Raw genomic sequence first — 25,884 nt, 5'->3', positions numbered from 1 at the left:
GGTTGGGTACTGCGGCTTCCGGCCCTGGCAACCGCCTGGAATGGCCTAGAGAACCTTCGTAATAGTTATCGTCGGGTTGGCAGGTTGCTTGAGGGCTTTTTGAAAAAAATTTGCCATCACCCTGCCACCCCCGAGAAAACAAGGGCTTAGCGCCCCCCACCTGCGAAAAAATGACGCCATAAAACCGACCCGCACGCAAAGCCGCGGGCCAGTGCGGTCGGTCAGTTTGCCGATCGTGCTTTTTGCAACACTTCGATCAACTCGTACTCCATCCAGTCAGCCAGGCCCAACCAGTCCTGACGCTCCTGACAGTCGAGCATCTGCGTGAGTACCAAGGCCCAGTCCTGCTGTACCGTCGCCGGCGCGGACATCAGCAATTGCTGCGCGCCCTCGAACACCTCGACCATATCCAGCGCCGCCTCGACATCCCGCCCGAGCCGAAACAACCCGGCGCACTGACGACATTCGTCGACGCACTGCCCAATCGTCGTCATTGCACAAACTCCTGATTGAACTGTGTCCCGGCGATCAGTGCACCTGCCCGACTGCTGTTGAAGAACTGCACCTGCGGATGCGCGGCGATATAGCGCTCCAGCACACACAGATAGCCGCGAAAGTTCAGCTGGGTGCTGACCCGTTGGCCATGGCCGTCCTGCACCCAGTGCCGCGCCTGATCGACTCCCGGCCCCAGATCACCGTCATTCCAGCCGGCATGGGTCTTGTTCATCGGGAAGGCGAAGTCGGCGCCGAACAGGGTAATGCGCGATGCACCCATCATCACCGCCAGATCCACCGCCGGATGAATCACGCTGCCACCGACATGCAGTTGCCCACGCGGATATTGCTCGCGCAACGCGGCGTACACCGGACTGGCCGAGTAACCGCCGTAGCGTTTGCCCTTCCACGCGGTCAGTACGGCAGGATCGCTCATGGGCAGATACACCAGCGGGATGCCAGCGGAGTCCTCGAACGGCAGATGCCGGAAGCTGATGCGCTGATCAATGGTGACCACCAGATCCGGGACGATCCCGTGCTCACGCAATGGCCGGTAAGCGGTATCCACACACATCAACAACGGACGTTCAGCCTGCGCGCGCACCGCCGCCAGACGCTGGAAATGTCCTTCGAGCGTCGGCCCGGTGCCTATCACATAGATTTCCCGGCCACTGGCCGTCCCGAACAACTGCGCCACATCATCATCGCCCAGCAACACCGGCAAACAGTCCTGCAGACGCTGCTGAATGAACGGCAAATGTGGATCGAATTCACGATTGTTGAAGCTCAGGTGCACTTCGCTGACCAGCCGATCACGGATCTTCGCGTTGAAGTCATCAGCCAGCAGCATCTCGGCCGGCAAGGCGAAAAACGGTGTGCAGATGTCTGACAGATCACCGGCATAGAATAACTGCACGCGCGGATCTTCCAGCCATTGGCGCTGATCGAGCAGTTGCAGCACCAGGGCGAACAACGCGCCATTGAGAATATGCACGTACAACCGCTCAAGCCCGGCGCGCTCTAGCAGCAACGTTGGCAGATCACCGAGACCGGTGCCATAAACATGCAACTGCGGCTTATCTGCCAGGCTGGCCGCCTGGATGCGGGCTTCGTGGACGCGGTAGTGGCGACTGGTCAGTTGAATGCCATTGACGCTGAGCGTCGAGCCCAAGCCCTGCACCAGCTCGGCTTGAACGACTGAGGTGTCTTCAGCCTGCAAGCGCGCAAACAACGCCGGCCAGCGTTGCTGGATGACTTGGGCATTGGGTTGGAAAAACTCGCTCATGCCGCCTAGCGCTCCATTCAGGCAAAAAAATAGCGTTCAAGGGTAACCTTGAACGCTATTTTTGTATCCGCCGTTTTTGACCGACTCAAGGACGATAGATGATCGCCGAGCCCCACGACAGACCGACACCGAAACCGCTCAGGGCAATGCGCTGCCAGTCGGAATCGATTACGTGTTTTTCCAGCAGCAGCGGGATGCTCGACGACACGGTATTGCCGGTCTCGACCATATCCTTGATGAACTTCTCCGGCTCGCCTTCGAAACGCCGCGCCACCGCATCGACAATCGCCGCACTGCCCTGGTGAATGCAGAAGGCGTCGATGTCGTCAGCCTTGAGGCCGGAGTCGTCGAGCAATTCGTGCAAGTGCGCCGGGACTTTGAGCAGTGCGAAGTTGAACACCTGACGCCCGTTCATGAAGAACACGCCATCAGTGACTTTCAGGTGTGGCGCGCCGGAACCGTCGGTGCCGAACTTGGCCTTGCCCAGCGCCCAGGTCGGGTCTTCGCCCATCCAGGTCGCCGTGGCGGCATCGCCGAAGAGCATGGTGGTGTTACGGTCTTCCGGGTCGACGATTTTCGAATACGGGTCAGCGGTGATCAGCAGGCCGTTCTTCAGGCCGGCGGCTTCCATGAAGCCCTTGATCGCGTAAATGCCGTAGACGTAACCGGAGCAGCCCAGGGAAATGTCGAACGCCGCAACATTTGTCGGCAGACCGAGCTTGTCCTGGACGATCGCAGCGGTGTGCGGCAGACCTTCTTCGTCACCGTTCTGGGTGACGACGATCAGCGCGTCGATCGATTCACGTTTCAATTCAGGGTTGCTGGCAAACAGCGCATTGGCCGCTTCCACGCACAGATCGGAGGTTTCCTGTTCAACGCCTTTGCGCGGCAGGAAGGCCGAACCGATTTTACCGAGGATGAATTCTTCATCCTTCTCGAATTTTGCACCTTGTGCGTAATTGTCCACGCCGGCTACAGGAACGTAGCTCGCAATGCTTTTTATGCCAATCATTACGGCTTCCCAATAAAAAACAGCCCAAAACAACCGCTCGCAAGGATTCGAGGGGCGCCGACAAACAGAAAACGGCCGCCACAACGGGCAGCCACGGGGAGCGCAAAGGGCTATCACTGGAACCGATTACACGGCCAGGCGCCATCTCCCCGGTCAATACAATACAGTGAAGATGCGCGTTATGACTCGCAGGTCACGCTATTTTGCCGAATCGGTGGCAGATCGGGTTATTCGACCAACGACCAGTCCAGCGGCGTGCCGCGTTTGATCGCCTGACGAGCGCGGCGACCGAGGACGGCATCGGTGTGCTTGGGCGGCAGACCGAGACCAGGGCGAATGGCGCGCAGATTGTCCCGGGAAAAGGGCTCACCGGCCGCCATGTCGGCAGTGACGTACAGCGAGCGGCGATAGACCAGCGACTTGCGCTCGGCCTCGGTGACGCCGTAATGCACCTGGCCCATGGCTTGCCAGGCGCGTTCGGTTTCCACCACCAGACTGGCCAGCTCCGCAGGTTCCAGCGAGAAACTGGCGTCGACGCCACCTGCCGAACGGTCGAGGGTAAAGTGTTTTTCCACCACCGTTGCCCCGAGTGCCACGGCGGCCACGGACACACCCACGCCCATGGAGTGATCGGACAGCCCGACTTCACAACCGAACAGTTCACGCAGATGCGGGATCGTGCGCACGTTGCTGTTGAGCGGAGTCGCGGGGTAAGTGCTGGTGCATTTGAGCAGCACCAGATCCTTGCACCCTGCCTCGCGGGCGGCGCGCACGGTTTCGTCGAGCTCGGCGATGCTGGCCATGCCGGTGGAGATGATCAGCGGTTTGCCGGTCGACGCCACACGGCGGATCAACGGCAGATCGGTGTTTTCGAAACTGGCGATCTTGTACGCCGGCACGTCGAGGCTTTCGAGAAAGTCCACCGCCGTGTCATCGAACGGCGTCGAGAACGCGAGCATGCCCAGTTCTTTGGCCCGAGCGAAAATCGGCGCATGCCACTCCCACGGGGTGTGGGCCTTCTCATACAGGTCGTACAGCGAAGTACCCGCCCACAGGCTATTCGGGTCCTTGATGAAAAACTCGCCCTCGGCCAGATCCAGGGTCATGGTCTGCGCGGTGTAAGTCTGCAGCTTCAAGGCATGCGCCCCAGCCTTGGCGGCGGCTTCGACAATCTGCAGCGCCAGCTCCAGCGACTGGTTATGGTTGCCGCTCATCTCGGCAATGATGAACGGCGGCGCATCGGCACCGATCAGACGCTCGCCAATCTTGAAACTACTCATCGCGGTGATCCTTCAAAACCTGGGTGAACGCGCAGGCACTCTGGGTGAATCCGGCGTCACGAAACACATTCAAAGACGGACGATTGCCCGGCAGCACCTGAGCGGTAATGGCGGTCATCTGCGGCCAGTGCTCGCGGACGAACGCCTCACCTCGCGCCAGCAGCGCCCTGCCCCAGCCCAGACCAAAACGCCCGCGCAGCAGATACAGCGACACTTCAACCTCGAATCCACGCAAGTCATAACGCAAGACGCCGACCGGGCCGTCATCGGCCTCGGCAATCAACAGCAGACGCTGCGGGTTGCGCAGGCTCGCCGTCAGCCAGTTCAGGTGCTGCGGCCATTCGATTGCAGCCGTGTCCAATGACCACCGCCGCACAGCCTCGGCATTGCGCCCGTCGAACAGCAATTGCGCATCATCGAGGGTCGCCGGGCGCAGCGTGAGCACGGCACCGGCCAGCGCTGCCGCCACGCGCAACGCACCGCGCCCATCGACCAGTTGCCGTGAACGCTCGGCCAGACTCTGGCGCAGATAGACATTGTCGACGACAAAACCGATGGCGTCGCGCAGTTGTTCGACGCTGACCTGCTCGCGGGCGCCCAGGAACACATGCGCCCCCGCCGCCGCCATCACTTCGCCGTTGGCCTGCTGGTTGTTCGATACCGCGATGCAGAGGGTCGGCAGGCCCAGCGCCGCGCGCTCCCAACTGGTGCCGCCACCGGCGCCGATAAACAGATCGGCCGCGGTCATGCGTTGCTGGAAATCGCTGACGAAACGGTGCAGGCGCCAATGCGGCCGTGTTGCGGCCAGTGCCTGCATTTGCGCCCACGCAGGATTGTCCGCACCGGCGACGAAATCCACTTCCAGTTCAGTGAAGTCCTGAAGTGCCAACATCGCGTGATGGGTCTGCATCGCCGCATCGAAACCACCGAAATTCACCAGTACCCGCCGCGCCTTGGGCTTGATCGCAATGGCCGGGCAGACGAACTCTTCGCGCAACATGGCGTAGCGCGGGCCGAGCAAGGTACGGCAGCCTTCGGGCAGCAGCGGCGCATAGTTTGCGCTGAGACCGGACAGGTTCTGATTGAGCAGCAGATCAACGCTGTAACGGCGAGTGGCGAGATCGTCTACTGCCGCGATCCGAGGTGCCCAACGGCGCGCTGCGGTTTGCCAGTGATGATCGAGGCCGTAGTGGTCGGCGATGATCCAGTCGAATGCGGCGTGACCTGCCAATAAGGCGTCCAGCGCCTCGATGTCAGCCTGCCACGGCAGCATCGATTCGATGGCCTGTTGCGGGTCTTCGTCGAGGTAGAAGTCCGGCAAGGCGAAGGTCTCGAAACCTTCGGCAGCCAAGGTATCGAGCCGATGCCCGGGCAACCGCCGACAGGCGAAGGCGACATGACTGCCTTGCTGGCGCAGCACCCGCGCCAGCGTCAGGCAGCGGGCGATGTGGCCACTGCCGATGGTCGGCGAAGCGTCAGCGCGGATCAGCACTCTCATTGCAGTTCTCCGCCGGCCTTGAGCGCGGCGTAGAGGTATTCGGCGCGCTTCCAGTCTTGCAGCGTGTCGATGTCCTGCACCAGATGTCGCGGCAGAATCACCGGCAGACTCGCGGACGAATACAACACCTCACCGCGCAACCACGCTTCGCTGCGGCCCCAGTAGAACTGGCCGGCGTCCTGAAAGGCTTCGGGCAAATCCTGCGAGCGGGTTTGGCGGAATTCCGGATACAACGCGGTCAATGCGCCCTGCCCGTCCACCGTTAGCGCCCGCTGTACGGGGAAACCAAAGCTGCACACCGAAAAAGCAAACGACTTCTGCGGATGCTGCTGCAACAACTCGAATCCCTCGCGCAGAAAGCGTGACTGCAACAACGGCGCCGTGGCGTACACGCAGCAGGCGTAATCGAACGCGGGCAGTTGCTGCAAGGCATGCACGATCACCGCAGCGGTGCCGGTGAAATCATCCGCCAGTTCAGCCGGGCGCAGGAACGGCACTTGCGCACCGTGGGCCAGCGCCAGCTCGGCAATTTCCGCGTCATCGGTACTGACCACGACCTGTTCGAACAAGCCACTGTCGAGCGCCGTACGGATCGAGCGGACAATCATCGGCACGCCGTCGAACGCCAGCAGATTCTTGCGCGGGATGCGCTTGCTGCCGCCACGGGCCGGGATGATTGCGACGCTGTTCAAGGACGTTTTTCCAGTAGAAACCAGGTGATGTCGTCCACCGGGAATTGCGGGTCTCGGTGATAACCAAAGCCGTAATCGAGCAATTGCAGATCGGCATAACGATCGAGCATTTCCCCGGCGAAATCGCGCTTGAACAGCTTGCCGCTGTTGCCGCGATAGGACACTTCCACCGGTGCCGGGTTGTAGTATTCGGCGATCAGAATGTAGCGCTGGCTCAACGCATACAACTGCGCATAGGCAGTCGGCAGCAGCTCCGGCGCCAGATGGATCAGCACGCCTTTGCTCAGGGTCAGGTCGTAACTGCGCTCGCGCGGAAAGTCGAACAGCGAGCCGTGCCAGATCTGCGCGATGCCCAGTGCCCGCGCCTGAGCACAGGCGCTTTCATTGATCTCGACGCCGAACAATTCACTGTGCGGCAGCAGTTGACGCAGCGCCTGCAGGTTGTTGCCGGCATTGGTGCCCAGCTCAACCACGCTGTCGATGCGCCCGGCGCGGCTCAGGGCCTTGGCGAACAACGCCAGGTTGGCCGCGACCAGTGGCTGACCGACATTGCGATCGACGTACTGGTTGCCGAAATCGCCCTGCCAGAATTTTTCCTGCTCACTCAGATCACGCATTGCACAGTCTCATTCGCCGCCGCAGCGGGGTTTATTCGGTCAGCCGGCGCAATTGCTCAACCACATGATCCTGCTGCTCATCACTGAGCAACGGATACAGCGGCAGGCTGATCGCCTCGGCGTAATAACGCTCGGCTTCGGGGAAGTCGCCTTCGGCAAAACCCAGGTCGCGATAGTACGGCTGCAAATGCACAGGAATATAGTGCAGGTTCACGCCGATGCCGGCGGCACGCAAGCCTTCGAACACCTGACGATGGGTCAGGCCGATGCGTTCGGTCTGCAAGCGCACCACGTACAGGTGCCACGCCGATTCCGCCTCCGGCTGCGCGCTGGGCAAGGTCAGTGGCAGGTAGGCCAGCAACCGGTCGTAACGCGCCGCCAGTTCGCGGCGACGGGCAATAAACCCGTCCAGTCTGGCCAGTTGCGACAGACCCAGCGCCGCTTGCAAATCGGTGATCCGGTAATTGAAGCCCAGCTCGATCTGCTGGTAATACCACGGCCCGTGGCTGGGTTCGCTCATCTGCTGCGGATCGCGGGTCATGCCGTGGCTGCGCAGGCGTTGCAGACGCTCGGCCAGTTGCGGGCGATTGGTCAGGACCATGCCACCTTCGGCGCTGGTGATGATTTTCACCGGGTGGAAACTGAACACGGTCATCGCCGCAAATTCCCCACACCCCACCGGGCGCCCGGCGTAGCTGGCGCCCACCGCGTGCGAGGCGTCTTCGATCACGGTGAAGTTGTAGCGTTCGGCCAGTTCGGCAATCTTGCGCAGGTCGCAGCTCTGCCCGGAGAACGCCACCGCCACCAACACTTTCGGCAACGTGCCGTCCTGTTCGGCCTGATCGAGTTTCGCGGCAAGGGCGAAGGCATCGAGGTTCCAGGTCAGCGGATCGATGTCGACGAAATCCACCTCGGCGCCGCAATAGCGCCCGCAGTTGGCCGAAGCCAGAAAAGTGTTCGGCGTGGTCCACAAACGGTCGCCCGGGCCCAGGCCGGCAGCGAGGCAAGCGATGTGCAGCGCCGCCGTGGCGTTGCACACCGCCACGGCGAAATCGGCCTGGCAGCGTGCAGCCATTGCCTGCTCGAAACGCTCGATGGTCGGGCCTTGAGTCAGCCAGTCCGATTGCAAAACCTCGACCACGGCATCGATGTCCGCCTGATCAACGCTCTGCCGACCGTAGGGAATCATGCCGACAACTTCGCGTGCAGCTCGGCGATCTGCCCGACCGAGAGGTAGTGCGGATTGGTGTCGGAGCGGTATTCGAAATCTTCACTCACCGGCCGGCCATGTTCGCCAAGCTTGTCGATGGAGAAATCGACATCGACGCTGGTAAAGCGGATGGAAGGCTGGATGGTGTAGTGATCCTCGAATTCCAGGGTCATCCGCGCATCGTCCAGCGGCACCATCAGTTCATGCAGTTTTTCCCCGGGACGAATACCGACGTTCTTGTGCGGCAGATGCTCGGCCATGCCCCGCGCCAGATCGACGATGCGGATCGACGGGATCTTCGGCACGAACACTTCGCCGCCGTGCATCCGCGCAAAGCTGTCGAGGACAAACTGCACGCCGTGATCGAGGGTGATCCAGAAGCGCGTCATGCGCTCGTCGGTGATCGGCAGCTCCTGCGCACCGTCGGCAATCAGCTTGCTGAAGAACGGCACCACCGAACCCCGCGAGCCCGCCACGTTGCCGTAGCGCACCACGGCAAAACGCGTTTGTTGCTCACCGGCAATGTTGTTGGCGGCGACGAACAACTTGTCCGACAGCAGCTTGGTCGCGCCGTACAGGTTGATCGGGCTGGCGGCCTTGTCGGTGGACAGCGCCACAACCTTTTTCACGCCGTTATCGATGGCGGCGGCGATGATGTTCTCCGCACCATTGACGTTGGTGCGGATGCACTCGGTGGGGTTGTACTCCGCCGCCGGCACCTGCTTGAGCGCCGCCGCATGCACCACGTAGTCGATGCCGCGCATGGCCTGCCGCAGACGGTCGGCATCACGCACGTCACCGAGAAAGTAGCGCATGCACGGCGCGTTGAACGTCTGCTGCATTTCGTACTGTTTGAGTTCATCGCGGGAGAACACCACCACGCGCTTGGGCTGGTATTGCTCAAGCAGACGGGCGATGAATTTGCGCCCGAACGAGCCGGTGCCGCCAGAGATGAAGATCGATTTACCGTTGAACATGTGCTGATTCCTGTTGCTTGTCCGACGGACTCAAGCGAGTAACTGTGCCCAGTTGACCGGCGTGCTTTCACCCAAGGTAAAACCTTTGCCGATGAGGGATAGATTGGCGTTATAGGCACTGTCCTGCGCAAAGGCGCCGCCCCACTTCTCACGCAAAGCAGCCAGGGCTGATGGCGCTTGCGGCAAGAGGCCCGGATGCACAACCTGCACCAGCGGCGTCCACACAATGAGGTAACCCGCATCACCGGCCTTGAGGCACAGATCGACATCGCTCAAGCCGTCGGCGAACGTCACTTCGTCCAGACCGCCCAGTGCGTTGAACAGTTCTTTGCGGATCATCAGGCACACCTTCGACACCGCCGAATAGTTTTGCTCGACCGCCAGGCGCTGCATGTAACCTTCAGCGGCGTGTTTTTCACCGATAAAAGGCGAACCCACGCCATCGTTCAGACCAACAATCAAACCGGCATGAGCGATCTTGCCGTCACGATCGACGAGTTTGGCACCGACGATAGCCACTTCCGGACGCTGCGCGTGATTGAGCAACGAGTCGATCCAGTTCGGATTGACGACCTCGCTGTCAGCCGCCAACAGCACCAGATATTCACCCTGCGCCTGCTCGCTGGCGGCGTTGTACAACGCCGTCTCGCCGAGCGGCTGATCGGCACGCAGCACATTGACTTTGGGGTTGCGCAGCGTGCCCAGCCAGTCATTGACCTCGGCCGACTGATTCGGATTCGCTGCAATCAGCACTTCATAGCGGCTGTAACGGGTTCTGAGCAACACGCCTTCCAGGCAGCGACGCAGTGCCGGCAGGTCGTCGATGGCTGGGACGATGATCGACACCAGCGGCTGTTCGGCATGACGGTAATCAATCTGATAGGTACCGGGCGTCGCCGAGGTGACCCTGGCCTTGTAACCGCGATTGGTCAAGTGACGCAGCAGCGCCTGACGCTCGTGGGCATTCTCTTCCAGCACCGAGGCCTGGGTGATCAGCAGTGGCTCGTCGAGGTGCGCCAGGCCGCCAATGCCGCCCTGTTCGATGATGCGCAGCAGCAGATCCAGTTCCAGGGCCTTGCTGAAGTCGGCCTGATAACCACCGGCTTCGAGCAACACTTCGCGGCGAATCAACCAATGACGCGCCATCAGCGCTGGAACGCTTTGCAGCAGGTCCAGATTGAAGCCCGGGCGGAAGACGTCGACCAGCGCACCGTTTTCCTTGCGCTGGATTTCATCGGTGGCGACGGCGCGCACGCCTGTGGCGGACATCAGTTCCAGACTGGCCCGCAACAAGCCGCCAGCGGTGAACTCGTCGCCCGCTTGCGCCAGCAGCAGCCAGTCGCACGCTGACTGCTGAGCACTCTGATTCAACTTGTCGACGTAGTTGCTCTGGGTAACGCGCACGAAGTGCAGGGTATTTTGCGCGGTGGTCGCCACCGGCGGCTCGCCCGTGGTGAACACCACAATCCTGAACGCTTTGCAGTGCCCCTCGAGCAGACTGTCGAGCGAGACCTGCACCTTGTCGATCTGGTCATCCAGATCCAGCAGGAAAATGCCGAACTGCGGGCCACCGTCATGGGCCGACAGCTGTCGAGTGATCGACTCGACCTGTTGCGCCGACGGCTCCCGCGCGGCCAGCCACTGCAGCAGGCGACCGGATTTCATGTTGTCGAAGACTGCCTGATGGTCTTCAATCACCAGGGTTTCAAGCCGAGCGATCCACTCGTTCACCGACCCGGCGGCTTCGTCTTCACCCATGTCATTCAGATGCGCGGCAAGGCGTTTGACGACTGTCTGGTTGAAAGCATTGAGGTCGTGCGCCTGCCACAAACGGTCGACCACACTTTCCGGCGTATCGTTGTTGCGTGCCTGCAGCAGGTGCGCCTGACGCGTCCATATCCCCTCAAGCCCTTCCAGTTGCATACGGCCGGCGGGCATGGCGTGCAGCATGAATTCGAACTGTTCCAGACGATCGAAGAACGGCTGGTTGTAAAACGGCATTTCGACGTACTGCAACGGACCAAAACGACGATCCGGATGCCTGAGGTTCTGGTTCCAGGTGGATTCGAAAATCAGTTCTGCAGTCAGCGCGCGCCCAGTCTTCAAGCTGTCAGCCATGGCCTCGAAACTCTGCAGGGCAAACGCCTTGAGCTGTCCGGCGTCGAGCCCTTGAATGGCGGTTGGCAGAGAGGAGAGAAACTCGGCAAAGGCCTCTCGCTCGGCGACCGATTTGCCGTCGGCGTAGGTCAGCGAGTGATACACATCGGTATTGTGCTCGGAGACACCGTAGTTGATCTCGCGCACCACATAAGGCATCGGCAGGATGCGTGCCTTGGCACTGGCCAGCAGGTAGTAGACGTGACCGATTTCCTGCCACTGGAAATTGGTACCCGCTGGCAACGCCGAATGCCAGTTTTTCATCAGGTCAGTACGGGTCACCGCATAGAACGGCGGAATGTACTGACTCATGTAATCGATGACCCGATCCTGCGCCCGCTCGGACGAATAATCTTCCTGGACTTTCTTGTCACGCCGGTAGTAGTTCACGCCATGGGCCAGAGACAGGTACATCAGGCAATAGCCGTGGCACATGCCGTAGTCCTGATTCGCCTGCAGGAAGTTCACGGACTCGGCCAGCGAATCGTGCAGGATGAAGTCATCGTCGGCCGCCAGCACCATATACGGCGTGGTCAGCTGCTCCACACCATAAGCCAGTTTGGCCTGCATGCCCCAGTAGGCGAACTGCGGCACATGGTGATAATCGACGGCGGAAAAATCCCCTTCAGGCCGCTCGACCGTTGAGTCGAGCACCATGATCCGGCAGGGCAAGCTGCTGTAATACTTCACCGCCCGGCGCAGGAACGCCGGCCGATTGTGAGTAATCAGCACCACGGTCAACAGCTCGTTGAGCGGTAGCGCCAGTTCAGAACTGTACTTGCCTTGCATAACTTCTCTCCACAACCGGCGACTCGCCGAGATAACGCTTTGGTGATGGTGCGAATTAACGAACGCGACGCAGATAGCCGTCCGGCGCCACGGTGATCAGCAGCTTGTTCTGCAACTGCTGGTCGATCTCGAAGTCCTGGTTCTCTTCCAGGTACTTCCACACCGCGGTTTTCGGATTGTCGCCCGGGCCCCATGGGCGATCCGGGAAGAAATCGGCCGGCATGTCTTCAACCACGGTGTCCATCACCACGCAGTAGCTGTCGACCGACACCAGCGGCGCATACAGGCGCAGCTCTTCGAGCACGTGGTCGTGGGTGTGGTTGGAGTCGAGGACCAGAATGACCTTCTTGCCCTTGGCCGCAGCCTGCACCTGAGCGGCGATGGCCGGGTCGATGCTCGAACCTTCGATCATCTTGATGCGCTTGGCCATCGGGTGGCTTTCGATCGCTTCACGGTTGTGCGGGCGGATGTCGAGGTCGATGCCCAGCACTTCGCCGTGACCTTGCAGTTCCAGCAGGGAGGCGTAGTAGATGATCGAACCGCCGTGGGCGATGCCGCACTCGATGACCAGATCCGGCTTGACCTGCCAGATGATCTCCTGCATTGCCATCATGTCCTGCGGCAGCTGGATGATCGGGCGGCCCATCCACGAGAAGTGATAGCTGTACTTGTGTTTGGCCGATTCGTTGAAGAAATCACGGGCCAGGCCAGTGAGTTTCTGGTCGTCACCCTGCTGGGCGATCTGTTCCCGGCACTCGGCTTCGAAGGCTTTGTTGATGCTGTTGTCGGTCATTTTCAAAATCTCAAGGGTCACTGGAACGAAGCGCTGTCAACGGCGTGATAGACGTAACGTCCACCGGTCATCCGCTTGATTTCTTCGAGGTAATTGGAGTTCATCACAAACAGGTTGGCGCCTTCGGGCAAGGCGTCCATGGCCTCTTGCGGCGAGGACACCCGCGCGCCGCTCAGTGGCAGATAACGTCCCTGCTTGGCGGGGTTGATATCCACCACGCGATCCACCGCGACACCCGCGCGCTGCAGGAACAGTGAATAGATCACGCCTTTGGACGACGCGCCCCAGATCGCCGAACCCTGTTCAGGTGCGCACTGGATGATCTGCACTGCACGCTCAAGGCTCGCCGTGAAACCGTCCGGCAGCGTCAGGCGTGGCACCGGTTGTTCCGGGGTCAGGCGCAACGTCGACAGGTCGGCGACGATGTACAGGTACTGGCCGCCAAACAGGTGGCCGGCCTCGTGCACGGTGCCGAACATCCGGCGCAGGTCATCGAGGCGGAAATAATTGACGTGCTCGTAGAACAGGTCGAACCATGCTTTGTGCTCGAGGATCCAGTCGAAGCACGGCACTTCGATGTAGATCTGCCCGCCCTGGTTGGCTTCGGCGATCACCGACAGGAAGCTGACCGGGTCTTCGATGTGCTCCAGCACATGACGCAGCACGATGGCGTCCGCCGCCAGGCCGAGACCTCGGGTGAACGGCGCCTTGATCACGTCGGCGCTTTCGCCTTCATAGGCCGGGTCGATCCCGGTGATCGAATAACCAAGGCCCTTGAGCAGCTCGAGAAAGTAGCCCTTGCCGCAGCCGACTTCGATCAGCTCCTGGCCCTTGAAGTGTTTGGCGATGATGCCTTCGACGTCGCTCAGGTGCTTCTGGAACTGGCCCGAATGGGCCTGCTCGTTCTGATAGTCGGCGTCATAGCTGAGCTTGTCGGCATCGAACGCGGCGTTGAAGATCAGGCCGCTGCGCTCATCCTGCACCAGCAGCATGTCGGCGCTGGCCGACGCCTTTGCCGATTCAGGGTCGGCAAAGGTGCGGTTCTGCAACACCGGCAGGTCGGTGACCCGATACAACTCGTGCCTCATTGCGGCTCTCCCAGTAGCTGTTGCAAACGCTCGGTCACGGCCCAGAACGCCATCGGTTCATGGGTCGGATAAGGGTAATGGCCGAGGTTCAGATTCAGTGCCGCACCGCGCTCGCGCAGCCGTTGTTCAACCAGTGTGCGCACCGATACCGGCTGGCCGCTGGCGCAATTGATCACGCCGTTGAAATCGCGCTGATGGACGATCGCGGCGAGGTAATCAGCAGCGCTGGCGATCGGCAAAAAGTCGCGCAGTTGCTCGCCGCCGGACATGTTGAACGACGCCTCCCCGGCATCGATCGCCCGGTCCAGCGCCGCCAGCAGACTGTTGGGGTTCTGCCCTTCGCCATGCAGGTAGAACAGACGCGCCCACTGCAAAGTGAACGGTTTTTCCTGCTGCAGATTGTGCAAAAACAGCTGCAGCGTGTGTTTGGCCAGACCGTAAGGATTGCTCGGCTGCGGCTCGACGCTTTCGCTGAGCGGGCCGCTTTGCATGCCGTACTCGAAGCAGGTGCCGGTTACCAGGACTTGCGGTACGCCCGCCTCGACCGCGCCTTTGATAAAGCGGTAGTCGGCCATCAGGTTGTGCTCGAAATGGAACAGCGCCCGATAGTTCGGCAACCCCGGCCAAGCCAGGTGCGCCAGCACGTCGATACCGTCGGTGAGCGCCGCAATGTCGAGATCCGACGCGTGAATATCCGCCGCGACGAATTCGACGTCATTGATCCATGGCATGCTCGCAGCCGTATCTGTATTGCGCGCCACCGCGCGCACGGCGCAGCCACGCGCCAGCAACGCCGCGACCAGATGCCGACCGACGAAGCCCGTGGCCCCGCTGACCAGGACTTTCACAGGACTTTCATCTCAGGCACGGCGATCACGAAGCGCCCGTCCCACTGACGCACTTGCGCCAGTTGCTGACTGACTTCGTGCAGCAGGTTCCACGGCAACACCAGCACGTAGTCCGGTTTTTCGATGTCGATCTGCGTCGGCGCGACAATTGGAATACGACTGCCCGGCAAAAACTTGCCCTGCTTGTGCGGGTTGGCATCGGCCACCCACGCCAACAGATCCGGTTTGACCCCGGCGTAGTTGAGCAAGGTGTTGCCCTTGGCCGCCGCGCCGTAACCGACCACACGCTTGCCCTCGGCCTTGGCCTGCAACAGGAAGCGCAGCAGTTCATGCTTGATGCGTTCGGCAGCCGGCGCGAGGGTCGCGTAGTACTCAGGGGTTTTCACCCCGGCAGCGAGCTCGGCCTGCAACTGTTGCTGCACCGCCGACTGCACCGCACGACGCTCACCGTCCTGGCGTTGCACGAACACCCGCAGCGAGCCGCCGTGAGTGCTCAACTGACTGACGTCGAACACTTCCAGACCATTGCGCTCGCACAGAGTCTGCACGGCGGTCAGCGACAGATACGAATAGTGCTCGTGGTACAGCGTGTCGAACTGCGCGCCAGCCATCAGCGTCAGCAGTTGCGGAAATTCGAAGGTAGCGACGCCGGTCGGCTTGAGCAGCGTGGCGAAACCACCAAGGAAATCATTGATGTCCGGCACATGCGCGAGCACGTTGTTGGCGGCCATCAGGTCGGCGCCCCAGCCTTCGCTGTGCAGCTGCGCAGCGCTGTCGCGACCGAAGAACACTTCACGAATCTGCAGACCCTTTTCCCGCGCCGCTTGCGCGGTGCTGCGGGTCGGCTCGACACCCAGACACGGAATGCCGCGAGCAGCGACGTATTGCAGCAGATAGCCGTCATTGGCGGCGATTTCGACCACACGGCTGTCAGCGTTCAGAGCAAAGCGCTCGACCATCTCGGCGACATAGCGCTCGGCATGGGCCAGCCAGGTGCTGGAGAACGAGCTGAAGTAGGCGTACTCGGCATCGAACAGGCTGTCGGCGCGGGTGTAATCCTCGGTCTGCACCAGCCAGCACTGCTGGCACACGGCGACCTTGAGCGGCACCCATTGCTCGGCCTGTTCCAGGCGCTCGGCGTGCACGTAGGCGTTGGACGGTGGCGAGGTGCCGAGGTCGATCAGCGGCAGGCTCAGCGGTGCGGCGCACCCACGGCAGTTCATAGACGCACTCCGGCAAAGTGTTGATCGAGCGCGGGATGGCTGGCATCACGCGCTGACAAATTATTGACAGGCAACGGCCAGGCAATCGCCAGCCGTGGATCGTTCACCGACAAGCCGCCTTCGTGCTCCGGCGCGTAATCGGCGCTGTGCAGGTAAAGCAGTTCGGCGTCGTCGGTCAGGGTCTGGAAACCGTGGGCGAAGCCGGCCGGGATCAACAGGCTGCGACCATCGCCAGCCTTGAGGTGCTCGGCGTGCCAGTGCAGAAAGGTCTCGGAATCCGGACGCAGATCCACCGCCACGTCCCACACTTCACCGCGCAGGCAGGTGATCAGCTTGGCTTCCGGCGCATTGGCATTCTGGTAATGCAGACCGCGCACGCTGCCCTTTTCACGGGTGCAGGAATGGTTGATCTGGCGGATGTGAAATTCGCGGCCGAACGCACTCAGGCTGCCTTCGCAGAACAGCCGGGCGAAATGCCCGCGCTGATCTTCGAAGCGTTTGTGCTGGACGCTGAACAGCCCGGCCAGCGGCAACGCCTTCAGGGAGAATTCGCTCACAGCGCGCCTCGGTACAGGTTCAATTGGCCGAGGGTCACGGCACGCATGTCATCGCCGTTCTGCCACGCCAGATGCCAGTCGAGGGTCTGGGTCAGGCATTGCTGCAAGGTCCAGCGTGGCTGCCAGCCCAGCACCTGACGGGCACGGCTGCTGTCCAGACGCAACAGACCGGCCTCGTGCAGTTCGCTTTTCTCGATGCGCAAACCACGTGCCTGAGGCCAGCGGTTGGCAAGCAGTTCGACCACTTCGCCGACGCTGCACATGTCCGCCTCGCCCGGGCCGAAATTCCACGCCCCGGCGTATTCCGGGCCTTGCTCGTAGAGGCCGGCGGCCAGTTGCAGGTAACCGGCCAGCGGTTCCAGCGCGTGCTGCCATGGGCGCACGGCTTGCGGGTAACGCAGGGTGACCGGCTCGTCTGCAGTCCAGGCCTTGAGCACATCGGGAATCAGCCGCTCAGGGGCGAAGTCACCGCCACCCAAGACGTTGCCGGCGCGCGCGGTGGCCAGGGCCAGACCGTGTTCAGCGTACTTGTCAGCCGGGAAAAACGACGCGGCGTAAGACTGCGCCAACAGTTCGCAGCAAGCCTTGCTGCTGCTGTAGGGATCGTGGCCGCCGAGGGCTTCGTCTTCGCGGTACGGCCACAGCCATTCCTTGTTGGCGTAGACCTTGTCGGTGGTCACCAGCACGCAGGCGCGCACGCAACCAACCTGACGAATCGCTTCGAGCAGGTTCAGCGTGCCCATGACATTGCTGGAGTAAGTGCCCAGCGGGTCGCGATAACCTTCACGCACCAGCGGCTGCGCGGCCAGGTGCAGGACGATCTCCGGCTCGGTGTCGGCGATGATCTCCAGCAACGCGCCGAGATCACGCAGATCGCCACGTTGATCGTTGATCCCTTCGTGAACCCGCGCCAGTTCATACAGGCTCGGTTCGGTCGACGGATCCAGCGAAAAACCGCTGACTTGCGCGCCGAGGCTTTGCAGCCACAGGCTCAGCCAGCTGCCTTTGAAACCGGTGTGACCGGTGACCAGTACGCGTTTGCCGCGCCAGAAATCCGCACTCAGGCCCATTGCTTCCATGGGGCCTCCCCGCTCTGCCACAGCGCTTCGAGGTGGTTCTTGTCGCGCAGGGTGTCCATCGGATGCCAGAAGCCTTCGTGTTCGAAGGCGTTGAGCTGTTCGTCCTGAGCCAGACGCGCCAGCGGCTCGGCTTCCCAGGTGGTTTCATCGCCAGCGATATAGGACAGGACTTTGGGTGACAGCACGAAGAAGCCGCCGTTGATCCAGCCACCGTCGCCGCGCGGTTTCTCGGTGAAACCCAGAACCTGATCGCCTTGCCGCTCGAGGGCGCCGTAACGTCCCGGCGGCTGCACCGCGGTGACGGTGGCCAGGCGACCGTGGGCTTTGTGGTATTCGACGAGTTGAGCAATGTTGATGTCGGAAACACCGTCGCCGTAGGTGAAGCAGAACGCCTCTTCATCCTTGAGGTAACGCCCGGCACGCAGCAGACGGCCACCGGTCATGGTTTCCTCGCCGGTGTCGATCAGGGTGACGCTCCACGGCTCGCTGTAGTTCTGGTGCACGTCCATGCGGTTATTGCGCATGTCGAACGTGACGTCGGAGGTGTGCAGGAAGTAATTGGCGAAGAAGTCCTTGATCGCATAGCCCTTGTAGCCCAGGCAGATCACGAAGTCGTGAATTCCGTGAGCGGAATACTGCTTCATGATGTGCCAGAGAATTGGCTTGCCGCCGATCTCGATCATCGGCTTGGGCTTGAGGTGCGACTCTTCACTGATGCGCGTGCCGAGGCCACCCGCCAAAATAACTGCCTTCATCGTCTCCCCTCTCGTTCGTCACCGGGCTGCGCATGGCTTGGTTGAGCGATGCGGGCCGTCTGGCTAACCCTTTTGCCGCCTGCGGCGCCGCTGCGATGACCGCGAGCGCTCGTTTTATGGCGATTTGAGGGGGACTTGCAGGAAACGCGCCAGCTCCGCGAGCGCTGCGTCGGCGGGAGTTCAAGGCATGAAAAAGGGATGAGTCCGTTGCCGGAATCATCCCCTTCATCAAGCGACTTCAATGAATCGGACGGATCAGCCAAACATCGCGAATCCATCGATCGTGGCCGGCAGGTCGTAGGACTGGCCGTCAGCGGTCTGCAGATGTTCGATGTTGTTGTACCCACCCACATACCAGTCCACCAGTTTCACGCCATTGGCCGGCACACCGCTGCTGCCGTCATTGGCGCCGTGCAGGTAGGCATCGTCGCCGACGCGCGTGACGCTCAACTGACTGAGGTTGGCAATGGTGTTCATGATCAGGGTGTCGTTGTAGCTGCTCGCCATATCCTGAATGGATACCAGGCCTGGGGCATTCACCACATAGGTGTCATCGCCATCGCCACCTATCAGCGTATCGTTCTGCGGCGCCTCGCCATCCAGACCGGATGCCAGGCCTCCATAAAGAATGTCCGCACCTGCGCCACCCTGAATGAAATCGTCGCCCGCACCGCCTTCCAGAATGTTGTCGCCCCAATCACCTTGCAGCACATCATTGAAATGGCTGCCACGCAGGTTTTCGATGTCGATGTACGTGTCGTAGAGAGCGATCCCGCTCTGCGGGCCCCAGCCGAGAGAAACGCTCAAACCCTCAGTGCTGTCTTCATAGCTGACGGTATCGACACCGGCTCCGCCTTCGAAGCGATCGCCACCCGCGCCGCCGAACAGGACGTCGTTGCCGGCGCCCGAAACGATGACGTTGTCCCCGTCATTGCCGTAGCCCGTGAAGTCTGCGGTGCCGGTATACGTCATTTTTTCAATGAAGGGGTCCATGTGCAGCGACGACAGGCTGGTGTACACATGGTCGATGCCACCAAAGAGGTCTGTCTCGACGATGCTGACACCGGTGCTGTTGATGGTGTACGCATCGTCGCCCATTCCACCTTCCAGCGTCACGCCCGCGATGTTGGCCGTGAATTGGTCAGCGGACGATGTGCCGATGACCTTCTCCACGTTCAGCAACGTGACACCCGCGGCACCGGCGCGCTGGCCGATGTCGACGCTGACGCCATCCCAGGATTGGCGATAGCTCACGGTGTCGTAGCCATCGGCGCCATCCACGGTCATGGCGTTATCGAGCAGGTACACCTCGTCATCGAAATTCGATCCCTGAATTGCCTCGATGCCGGTGAACGTATCGCCGTAGGCAATGGTCAAGCCATCGTAGTTGGCAAAGTCCAGAACCCGAACACCTTCAAGGCTGTCGGTGTAGCTGACAGTATCGTAACCATCGCCACCGACAAAGTGGTCGGCACCGGCACCGCCCCACAGCCAGTCATTGCCCGCACCGCCGATGATTTCGTTGTCACTGGCGTTGCCGTAACCCTTGAAATCGCCGGTACCGGTAAAGGTCAGCTTCTCGATGAACGGATCCATCTTGATCGTGTTGAGGCTGGTGCGCAGTTCGTCGTAGCCACCGTAGTTTTCTTCAACGAGGGTCACGCCTTCGGCGTCGACGATGTACAGATCATCACCGCCGCTGCCCTCCAGCGTCACCCCGCCCACGGAAACGGTGAACGTGTCGTTGTGGTAACTGCCGGCCACCTTCTCCACCGACACCAGCGTATCGACCTTGCCGTCAGGCCCTGCGACCGTTGCCGCACCGATGCCAAACTCGACGTTGACTCCCGACCCCATTGCGTAATAGTTCGCCGTGTCAAAACCTTCACCACCGTCGAGCAGGTCGGATCCCGCACTGGCCAGCAGTTGATCGTCGGACTCCAGTCCATGGAGTTCGTCATTGCCATCGGTGCCCGACAGGACATCCGCTTCACTCGTTCCATTTACTACTGCCATTTGCTTCTTCCTTGCGTTGTTGTCGAATCCGGAAATCGGTCACCTCAGACGCTGGCCGGACAGGTCTTCGCTGACCGTGCCAATTGAGCGCATGGAAAGGTATCGACAGAAAAATCCCGATGCTTGAGCCCGCCGCCAAAAAAAGTATCCGGCTTGATACAAAAACTTTTTGCCATGCAAAAAAAACAGGCGACTCGAAAGTCGCCTGTTTTTCAGTGGGCCGTGCGTGAATTGATCAATCCGCCAACCAGCCATACTCCCAATACCGCAGGTTATCGCCACGCAACACGTAGTCACGCAGCACTACCTCACGCAACTCATCACCCATGCGGTAACTGGCATCCGGATCGGCCAGGTGCATGCGGATCGCTTGCAGCCACTCGTCCGTGCTGTTGGTCTTGATCCGGGTACACGGCAGATAACCACGATAGGCCTCGGTGTCGGTGCAGATCACCGGATAGCCGCAGGCACCGTACTCCAGCAGCCGCAAGTTGCTTTTGCAGTCATTGAAGACGTGGAATTCCAGCGGCGCGAGGGCCAGGTCCAGGTTCAGGCTGGCCAACTTCGCCGGGTAGACCTCCAGATCGATCACGCCGTGGAACTCATGCATGTACGGCAGCAGATCGTCCGGGCACATGCCGAAGAAAACCCAGTCGACTTCGTTGGCCAGTTCGCGCACCACATCGGCGATCACCGCCAGATCACCGTGGTGACTGGTCCCGCCGCCCCAACCGACCCGTGGTTTCTTCGAGGTGCGGCGTTGACTGCGCAAGTGGCTCCACAAGTCCTTGGACAGCATGTTCGGTACGACACGAATGTCGTGGTGCATGTCGGACAGCACGTTAGCCAGGGGCTGGGTCGATACGACCACACGATCACACAGACCGATGGCACGTCGCACCATACGCTCCATGTCCTGCTTGCTCGGCATGTTGCGGATGTGCGCATTGCGATGGGGAACGTCGATGACGTAATCATCGAGCTCGAAGATGCGCCGCGCATTGAAGTATTTTTTCAGAGGCGGGATTTCATCGATGGCGTGTTCCGAATAGCGCCCTTGCAGCACGATCACATCAGGCGACTGGCGCTCGATATCAATGATCGACGGCAAACCGTAGCAAATGCGCCCCTCGACTCTGTTAGCCGCCTGCAACTCGATCATCGGCTGACTCATGCGGTAATGGCCGATGGCCGAGGCATTGATCGGCACCACCAGCACGTTCGGCAACTGCGCTTTGGAAAAGGCACTCCAACCGGTTCGCAGGCCAGGCTCAAGACTGAAGTTGGTGGCACCGACCCCCTGCAGAGTCAGGTTAATGTTGTAGGCCGGATCGCGGGCGATGGTTGGCAACCAGCGCTGGTAGAAGGTTTCCCTTTCCTCGGCGAACAGCGCTTCGTCTTCAGTCGTCGCCGCGGCGCTCGGGCGTGCGCCCACTGCGAGCATGGCGTGGGGATTCAATACCACCAGGTAGCCTTCGCGGCCGACCCGCAAACACAGATCCACGACGTTCAACGTCTGCTTCAGATCCTGTTCGTCGAGCCCACCGGCAACCTCGAAGACCGACTTGCGAATCATCAGGCAATCGCCGCCAACTGCGCTCAGGTCATGCACCGCTTGCAGGCGGAACATGTACCCGTCCGACTGCACGGGCTGGCCATAGAACGGCAGCCCGACCGGTCCGTTCAACCCGAGAATCAGCCCGGCGTGCAACACACCACCGTCCGGATTGAACAGCTTTGCACCGACCACGCCGACTTCCGGGCGCTGTGCATGATTGAGCAGTTCGTCGAGCCAGTCGGCCTGCGTGATCACCGCAAAAGCATTGAGCAGCAACACATACTCGCCACGCGCATGGCTGACCGCAAAGTTGTGCGCGGCCGCCGCATTGCCCTTTTGCGGATAGCTCAGCACACGAATCCGCTCACTGCCCAGTTGCGCCATACCGTCCAGCCACACCCGCGCCTCGGCGCTTTCGCTGCCGTTGTCGACCAACAGTAATTCGTACTCGGTGTAAGCGGTCTTTTCCAGCAGCGTTTCAACACAGCGCTGCAATGCAGCCGTCTGGTCTTGAGTGACAATCACCACCGACACCAGCGGGCGTCGCGCATGAAGATAATCCACGCGGTTGAGCAGTTCGCTGCCGCCACGGCGGATGTCATGGGCAATCCCCAGGCGTTGCAGATGCGCTTCGAGAATCCGCGGGCTTTGCGCCACGACACCGGGCTCGGTCAGCCACTGGGAGAGGTCGAATTTGGACTCCAGCAACACTTCGGCGATGTGTCCCACGACGTGCAAGCCGTCGTTCTCGACCATCCGCCACAGCGCATCATGCGGCGCCAGTTCGGCAAACGTCGGCGTAAAGCCGCCGAGCGCCAGAAATCGCTCACGCTTGAACGCCAGGGCGCGCCCGACGTAGGGATAACTGCGCATCAGGTCGAGGTTGAAATCCGGTTTGAACGCAGGTTCTGCCGACTCGCCGTTGCGCAGGCTACCTTCGTCGCCGTACAGACATGTCAGGGTTGGGGTGTGCGCGATTCGGTCGGCCATGACCAGCAACGCCGGCGCCACCAGGCGATCGCCTGGCTGCAACAGATAGAACCAGTCAGCCCCTTCGAGCTGCGGCAGCAGTGTGTTGATCTGCTCCAGCCCATCATCCTGCAACGGCATGTGGAACACTCGCCCGTCAAGCCGCGCCTCGGTACACGAAGCGGACAGGACCAGGATCAGCTCTGGCGGATAATCCTGCGCAGCGAGCGCCTCCAACGTGCGCTCCAGACCATCGCGACTGCCCTGCCCGTCAATGATGATCGGTACGATGCGCGGCTGGCAGGGCCAACTGGCGAGCGTTTCCGGCAACCAGTGACGTTGCTGCTCGGTGAGCACCCGACATGCCAGCCACTGCGCGTACAGTTCGCCGAAGCTGAAGCTGTTGACGCCGACTCCCCACTCCTGACGGCTCTGCTTGGAACCGAGCGTTCGACTCAGGGGCAACTCTTGCCAGACCCGGGGCAACTCATCGGCCCGGGACAGCGGAACATAACGCACCCATCCCGGAGCAGGCGCCGATTCACCGCTGCGCGCCTTGAGCATTTGCGAAATCCACTCGCGCTCGACTTGCGCAGCATCCTTCATCGGTTGCTGTGCACTCAGACGCTCCGGGTAGAGGCGTTCGGCACTGAGTACGCTGTTGGACACCGCCAGATTGCCGCGCCGCAGCAGGCAGACATACAGGGCAAAATCCAGCGTCGCGACGAAGCAGGCGCCGTCCTCGGTCAATGCCGGCAACAGCTCGACGACGTCGGCACGACGCATCAGCGCATTGCTGAATCCACCGAGCACGTTGACCGGGAATTTTTCAAAGATGCCCAGTACGTCGTCGCCCTTGAGCAAGCCACTGACTGGCGACAACGGCGTGTTTTCGATGCGCGCCGGCAGAATGATGTCGTTTGCGTCCCAGAGCAGCCGTTGCGCCACCACCAGGCTGACTTCTTCACGCTGCATTTCATGGGCCTGCTGCTCGATGCACGCGGAATAGAGCAGATCGTCATCGCACAGAAACTTGATGTACTCGCCCTGCGCCTGCTCGAGACAAGCCTTGAGGTTATCGACCAGCCCCAGCGTCCGCGGATTGCGCACGTAGCGTACGGCCACACCTGTCTGTTCGGTCACAGACGCGGTGATGGCTTCGATCTCGTCGCCGCGACTGTCGTCGCACACAATGATTTCGAGTTGGCCATAAGTCTGGCTCACCGCACTGTTCAAGGTCCGCTCGAAGAAGCGCGGATTGAAGGCGGGAATGACCAGACTGACGAGAGGAAGTGGATTCACGGCGGGCTCACAGGCGGTACGAGCCCGCTCGGTAAAGCGAGCCCATGAAACCGCAAAAAAACATTAACTGAGGGACGAGACAAACGGGCGCCGAGGCGCCCGTCCGACGTCAGATCTTGTTGAACAGACCCAACTGACTGATCTTGCTGAACGCCAGTTGCGAGGCTTGCAGCATGGTCTGCTGCAACGTCAGGCGGGTCATCACCTCGGCCGGATCCGAATCACGGATCGAACCCTGAGTCGTGGTGTTGGCCTGGATCAGGCTCTGGTTGGTCGTGTTCTGATCCTCCAGCGACTGGCCGCGAGCACCGATCGAGGTCACCGCTGCGCCGATTTGGTTGGAGGCGCTGTCGAGGTTACCCAGCGCCGATTCCATGGCCCCCTGGAACTGCTGCTTGACCACCGGATCACCGTCGACCGGCAGGTTCAGCGCCGTGACCATCTGGCCCAGGGTGTCGAGCACGTTCTGGGTCTGGTGGTTGTTGGACTGGATCGAGAACTGATCGCCCGCGCCCGGCGTACCGCCAATGGCGAAGGTCACACCGGCGGCCGTGGCGTTGCCGCCGACCATGGTGCCCGACGACACCGGCTTGCTGTCGGCGGTCACAGGGGCCGCGTACAGGTCGAAATCGGTGGCGCTGGTGAACTTCAGCACCGCGCCGCCGCCCGACGGGAAGGCCGCGCTGTACGCCGCCTGGTTGGTCACGCTGGAGCCGGTGATGACCGCCGTCGACGGGTTGCCCGGGCTGCGCGCGGTGGTAAACGAGTCAGGCGTGGCCGACAGCTGGAAGCTGTGACCGGCGATGACCGCGTCCGGGTTGGTGTCACCAGCCTTGAGGTTGATGTTCAACTTCATGTCGACGCCACGGAAGCTGACCGTCTGGTTGGCACCATTGCTGTTGCTGATCAGACCGTTCTGACTGGCCTCGGACGTCACGTCGTTGCCCAGGGCATCGGTGATTTTCAACTGCGTGCTGCTAATGAAATCCACGGTGTATGGCTGGCCCGCCGTGAACTTGGCGTTGTAGGTCGCTGCGGTGCCAACCGTACCGTTGGACAGCACCACACGACCGTCATCCACCGCCGGAGCGGTCATGTTGGTCTGCGTACGGCTGGTGTTGATGGTCTGCTGGAACGCATCCCAACCGGTGGTGTTGGTCGCGACCGACATGCCGTCGCCAATGCCCAGGTTGATCTGGGTCTGGTCACCGTTGTAGGTGTAGGTGCCGTCGACGTTTTGCGAGTACGGCGCGGTATCGGTCTTGGAACCGGAGAACAGATAGTTGCCGTTGGCATCCTTGGAGTTCATCAGGCCCAGCACTTGTTGCTGGATCTGGCTCAGTTCTGCCGCATAGGCCTTGCGGTTGTCGTCGGTGGCGATGCCGTTGTTGGCCGCCAGGCCGATTTCCTTGGCGCGCTGCAAAGCCGTGGTAATGGAATTCAGAGTGGACTCCTGCACGGTCAGCGCACTCTTGGTGGTGTCGATGTTGCCCTGATACTGGTCGAGCATCGCACTTTGCTGACCCAGCTTGAGCAGACGACCGGCGCCGATCGGATCGTCGGCAGCGGTGTTGATGCGCTGCAGGCTGCTCGCTTCGTTGGCGGTCGCGACCGTCTTACTGTAGTTGCGCTGATATTGAGCAGCTTGCGTCGCGTAATACTGGGCGGTGGAAATGCGCATGAA

General features: G+C 61.1%; 20 protein-coding genes. All 20 read right to left on the bottom strand.

What is annotated here, in order from left to right; all coding sequences use genetic code 11:
- Window positions 1-221 precede the first annotated feature (221 nt).
- On the bottom strand, window positions 222-494 hold the full coding sequence (locus B1722_RS23730) for a hypothetical protein (protein ID WP_086794564.1): 273 nt from the start codon (window positions 492-494) through the stop codon (window positions 222-224).
- Window positions 491-1,780, bottom strand: coding sequence for a motility associated factor glycosyltransferase family protein (locus B1722_RS23725; RefSeq protein WP_086794562.1), 1,290 nt, complete (start codon window positions 1,778-1,780; stop codon window positions 491-493). The genes B1722_RS23730 and B1722_RS23725 overlap by 4 nt, the downstream gene beginning before the upstream one ends.
- Window positions 1,781-1,865: 85 nt before the next feature.
- Window positions 1,866-2,792, bottom strand: coding sequence for a ketoacyl-ACP synthase III (locus B1722_RS23720; protein WP_086794560.1), 927 nt, complete (start codon window positions 2,790-2,792; stop codon window positions 1,866-1,868).
- Window positions 2,793-3,019: 227 nt separating this feature from the next.
- Window positions 3,020-4,072, bottom strand: coding sequence for a pseudaminic acid synthase (gene pseI, locus B1722_RS23715; protein WP_086794558.1), 1,053 nt, complete (start codon window positions 4,070-4,072; stop codon window positions 3,020-3,022).
- Window positions 4,065-5,570 carry a UDP-2,4-diacetamido-2,4,6-trideoxy-beta-L-altropyranose hydrolase gene (gene pseG, locus B1722_RS23710; protein ID WP_086794556.1) on the bottom strand — a complete coding sequence of 502 codons (1,506 nt, stop codon included), beginning with the start codon at window positions 5,568-5,570 and terminating at the stop codon, window positions 4,065-4,067. The genes pseI and pseG overlap by 8 nt, the downstream gene beginning before the upstream one ends.
- Window positions 5,567-6,262 (bottom strand): pseudaminic acid cytidylyltransferase, encoded by a 696-nt coding sequence (gene pseF / locus B1722_RS23705; RefSeq protein ID WP_086794554.1) that lies wholly within the window; start codon window positions 6,260-6,262, stop codon window positions 5,567-5,569. Before pseF ends, pseG begins: the two co-directional genes overlap by 4 nt.
- Window positions 6,259-6,879: a pseudaminic acid biosynthesis-associated methylase gene (locus B1722_RS23700; protein ID WP_041073020.1), complete on the bottom strand. Its 621-nt coding sequence runs from the start codon at window positions 6,877-6,879 to the stop codon at window positions 6,259-6,261. Before B1722_RS23700 ends, pseF begins: the two co-directional genes overlap by 4 nt.
- Window positions 6,880-6,910: 31 nt before the next feature.
- Window positions 6,911-8,068 carry a UDP-4-amino-4,6-dideoxy-N-acetyl-beta-L-altrosamine transaminase gene (gene pseC / locus B1722_RS23695; RefSeq protein WP_086794552.1) on the bottom strand — a complete coding sequence of 386 codons (1,158 nt, stop codon included), beginning with the start codon at window positions 8,066-8,068 and terminating at the stop codon, window positions 6,911-6,913.
- Window positions 8,065-9,066, bottom strand: coding sequence for a UDP-N-acetylglucosamine 4,6-dehydratase (inverting) (pseB, locus tag B1722_RS23690; protein ID WP_027614222.1), 1,002 nt, complete (start codon window positions 9,064-9,066; stop codon window positions 8,065-8,067). The genes pseC and pseB overlap by 4 nt, the downstream gene beginning before the upstream one ends.
- 30 nt (window positions 9,067-9,096) lie before the next feature.
- On the bottom strand, window positions 9,097-12,012 hold the full coding sequence (locus B1722_RS23685) for a TIGR00180 family glycosyltransferase (protein ID WP_086794549.1): 2,916 nt from the start codon (window positions 12,010-12,012) through the stop codon (window positions 9,097-9,099).
- 55 nt (window positions 12,013-12,067) lie between these two features.
- Window positions 12,068-12,805, bottom strand: coding sequence for a cephalosporin hydroxylase family protein (locus B1722_RS23680; protein WP_047292500.1), 738 nt, complete (start codon window positions 12,803-12,805; stop codon window positions 12,068-12,070).
- 17 nt (window positions 12,806-12,822) lie between these two features.
- Entirely contained in the window at window positions 12,823-13,893 is a 1,071-nt protein-coding gene (locus B1722_RS23675; protein WP_086794547.1) for a class I SAM-dependent methyltransferase, read from the bottom strand.
- Window positions 13,890-14,741, bottom strand: coding sequence for an NAD(P)-dependent oxidoreductase (locus B1722_RS23670; protein ID WP_041073029.1), 852 nt, complete (start codon window positions 14,739-14,741; stop codon window positions 13,890-13,892). Before B1722_RS23670 ends, B1722_RS23675 begins: the two co-directional genes overlap by 4 nt.
- Window positions 14,738-15,964 (bottom strand): class I SAM-dependent methyltransferase, encoded by a 1,227-nt coding sequence (locus tag B1722_RS23665; protein WP_041073031.1) that lies wholly within the window; start codon window positions 15,962-15,964, stop codon window positions 14,738-14,740. The genes B1722_RS23670 and B1722_RS23665 overlap by 4 nt, the downstream gene beginning before the upstream one ends.
- Window positions 15,961-16,521, bottom strand: a complete 561-nt coding sequence (locus tag B1722_RS23660; RefSeq protein WP_041073033.1) for a dTDP-4-dehydrorhamnose 3,5-epimerase family protein — start codon at window positions 16,519-16,521, stop codon at window positions 15,961-15,963. Before B1722_RS23660 ends, B1722_RS23665 begins: the two co-directional genes overlap by 4 nt.
- The gene (rfbG, locus tag B1722_RS23655; RefSeq protein ID WP_041073035.1) at window positions 16,518-17,600 is read right to left on the bottom strand and encodes a CDP-glucose 4,6-dehydratase; all 1,083 of its coding nucleotides are present in this window, start codon (window positions 17,598-17,600) and stop codon (window positions 16,518-16,520) included. The genes B1722_RS23660 and rfbG overlap by 4 nt, the downstream gene beginning before the upstream one ends.
- Window positions 17,582-18,355 carry a glucose-1-phosphate cytidylyltransferase gene (rfbF, locus tag B1722_RS23650; RefSeq protein WP_041073037.1) on the bottom strand — a complete coding sequence of 258 codons (774 nt, stop codon included), beginning with the start codon at window positions 18,353-18,355 and terminating at the stop codon, window positions 17,582-17,584. Before rfbF ends, rfbG begins: the two co-directional genes overlap by 19 nt.
- 255 nt (window positions 18,356-18,610) lie before the next feature.
- Window positions 18,611-20,371 (bottom strand): calcium-binding protein, encoded by a 1,761-nt coding sequence (locus B1722_RS23645; protein WP_041073039.1) that lies wholly within the window; start codon window positions 20,369-20,371, stop codon window positions 18,611-18,613.
- A 235-nt stretch (window positions 20,372-20,606) separates the two neighbouring features.
- Window positions 20,607-24,200 (bottom strand): glycosyltransferase, encoded by a 3,594-nt coding sequence (locus B1722_RS23640; RefSeq protein ID WP_041073041.1) that lies wholly within the window; start codon window positions 24,198-24,200, stop codon window positions 20,607-20,609.
- A gap of 109 nt (window positions 24,201-24,309) precedes the next feature.
- Entirely contained in the window at window positions 24,310-25,881 is a 1,572-nt protein-coding gene (locus tag B1722_RS23635) for a flagellar hook-associated protein 3 (RefSeq protein WP_041073043.1), read from the bottom strand.
- Window positions 25,882-25,884 lie beyond the last annotated feature (3 nt).

Source organism: Pseudomonas sp. SCPG-7, assembly GCF_002156405.1.
Lineage (GTDB): Bacteria > Pseudomonadota > Gammaproteobacteria > Pseudomonadales > Pseudomonadaceae > Aquipseudomonas > Aquipseudomonas parakoreensis.
This window is presented reverse-complemented; position numbering and strand designations above follow the sequence as displayed.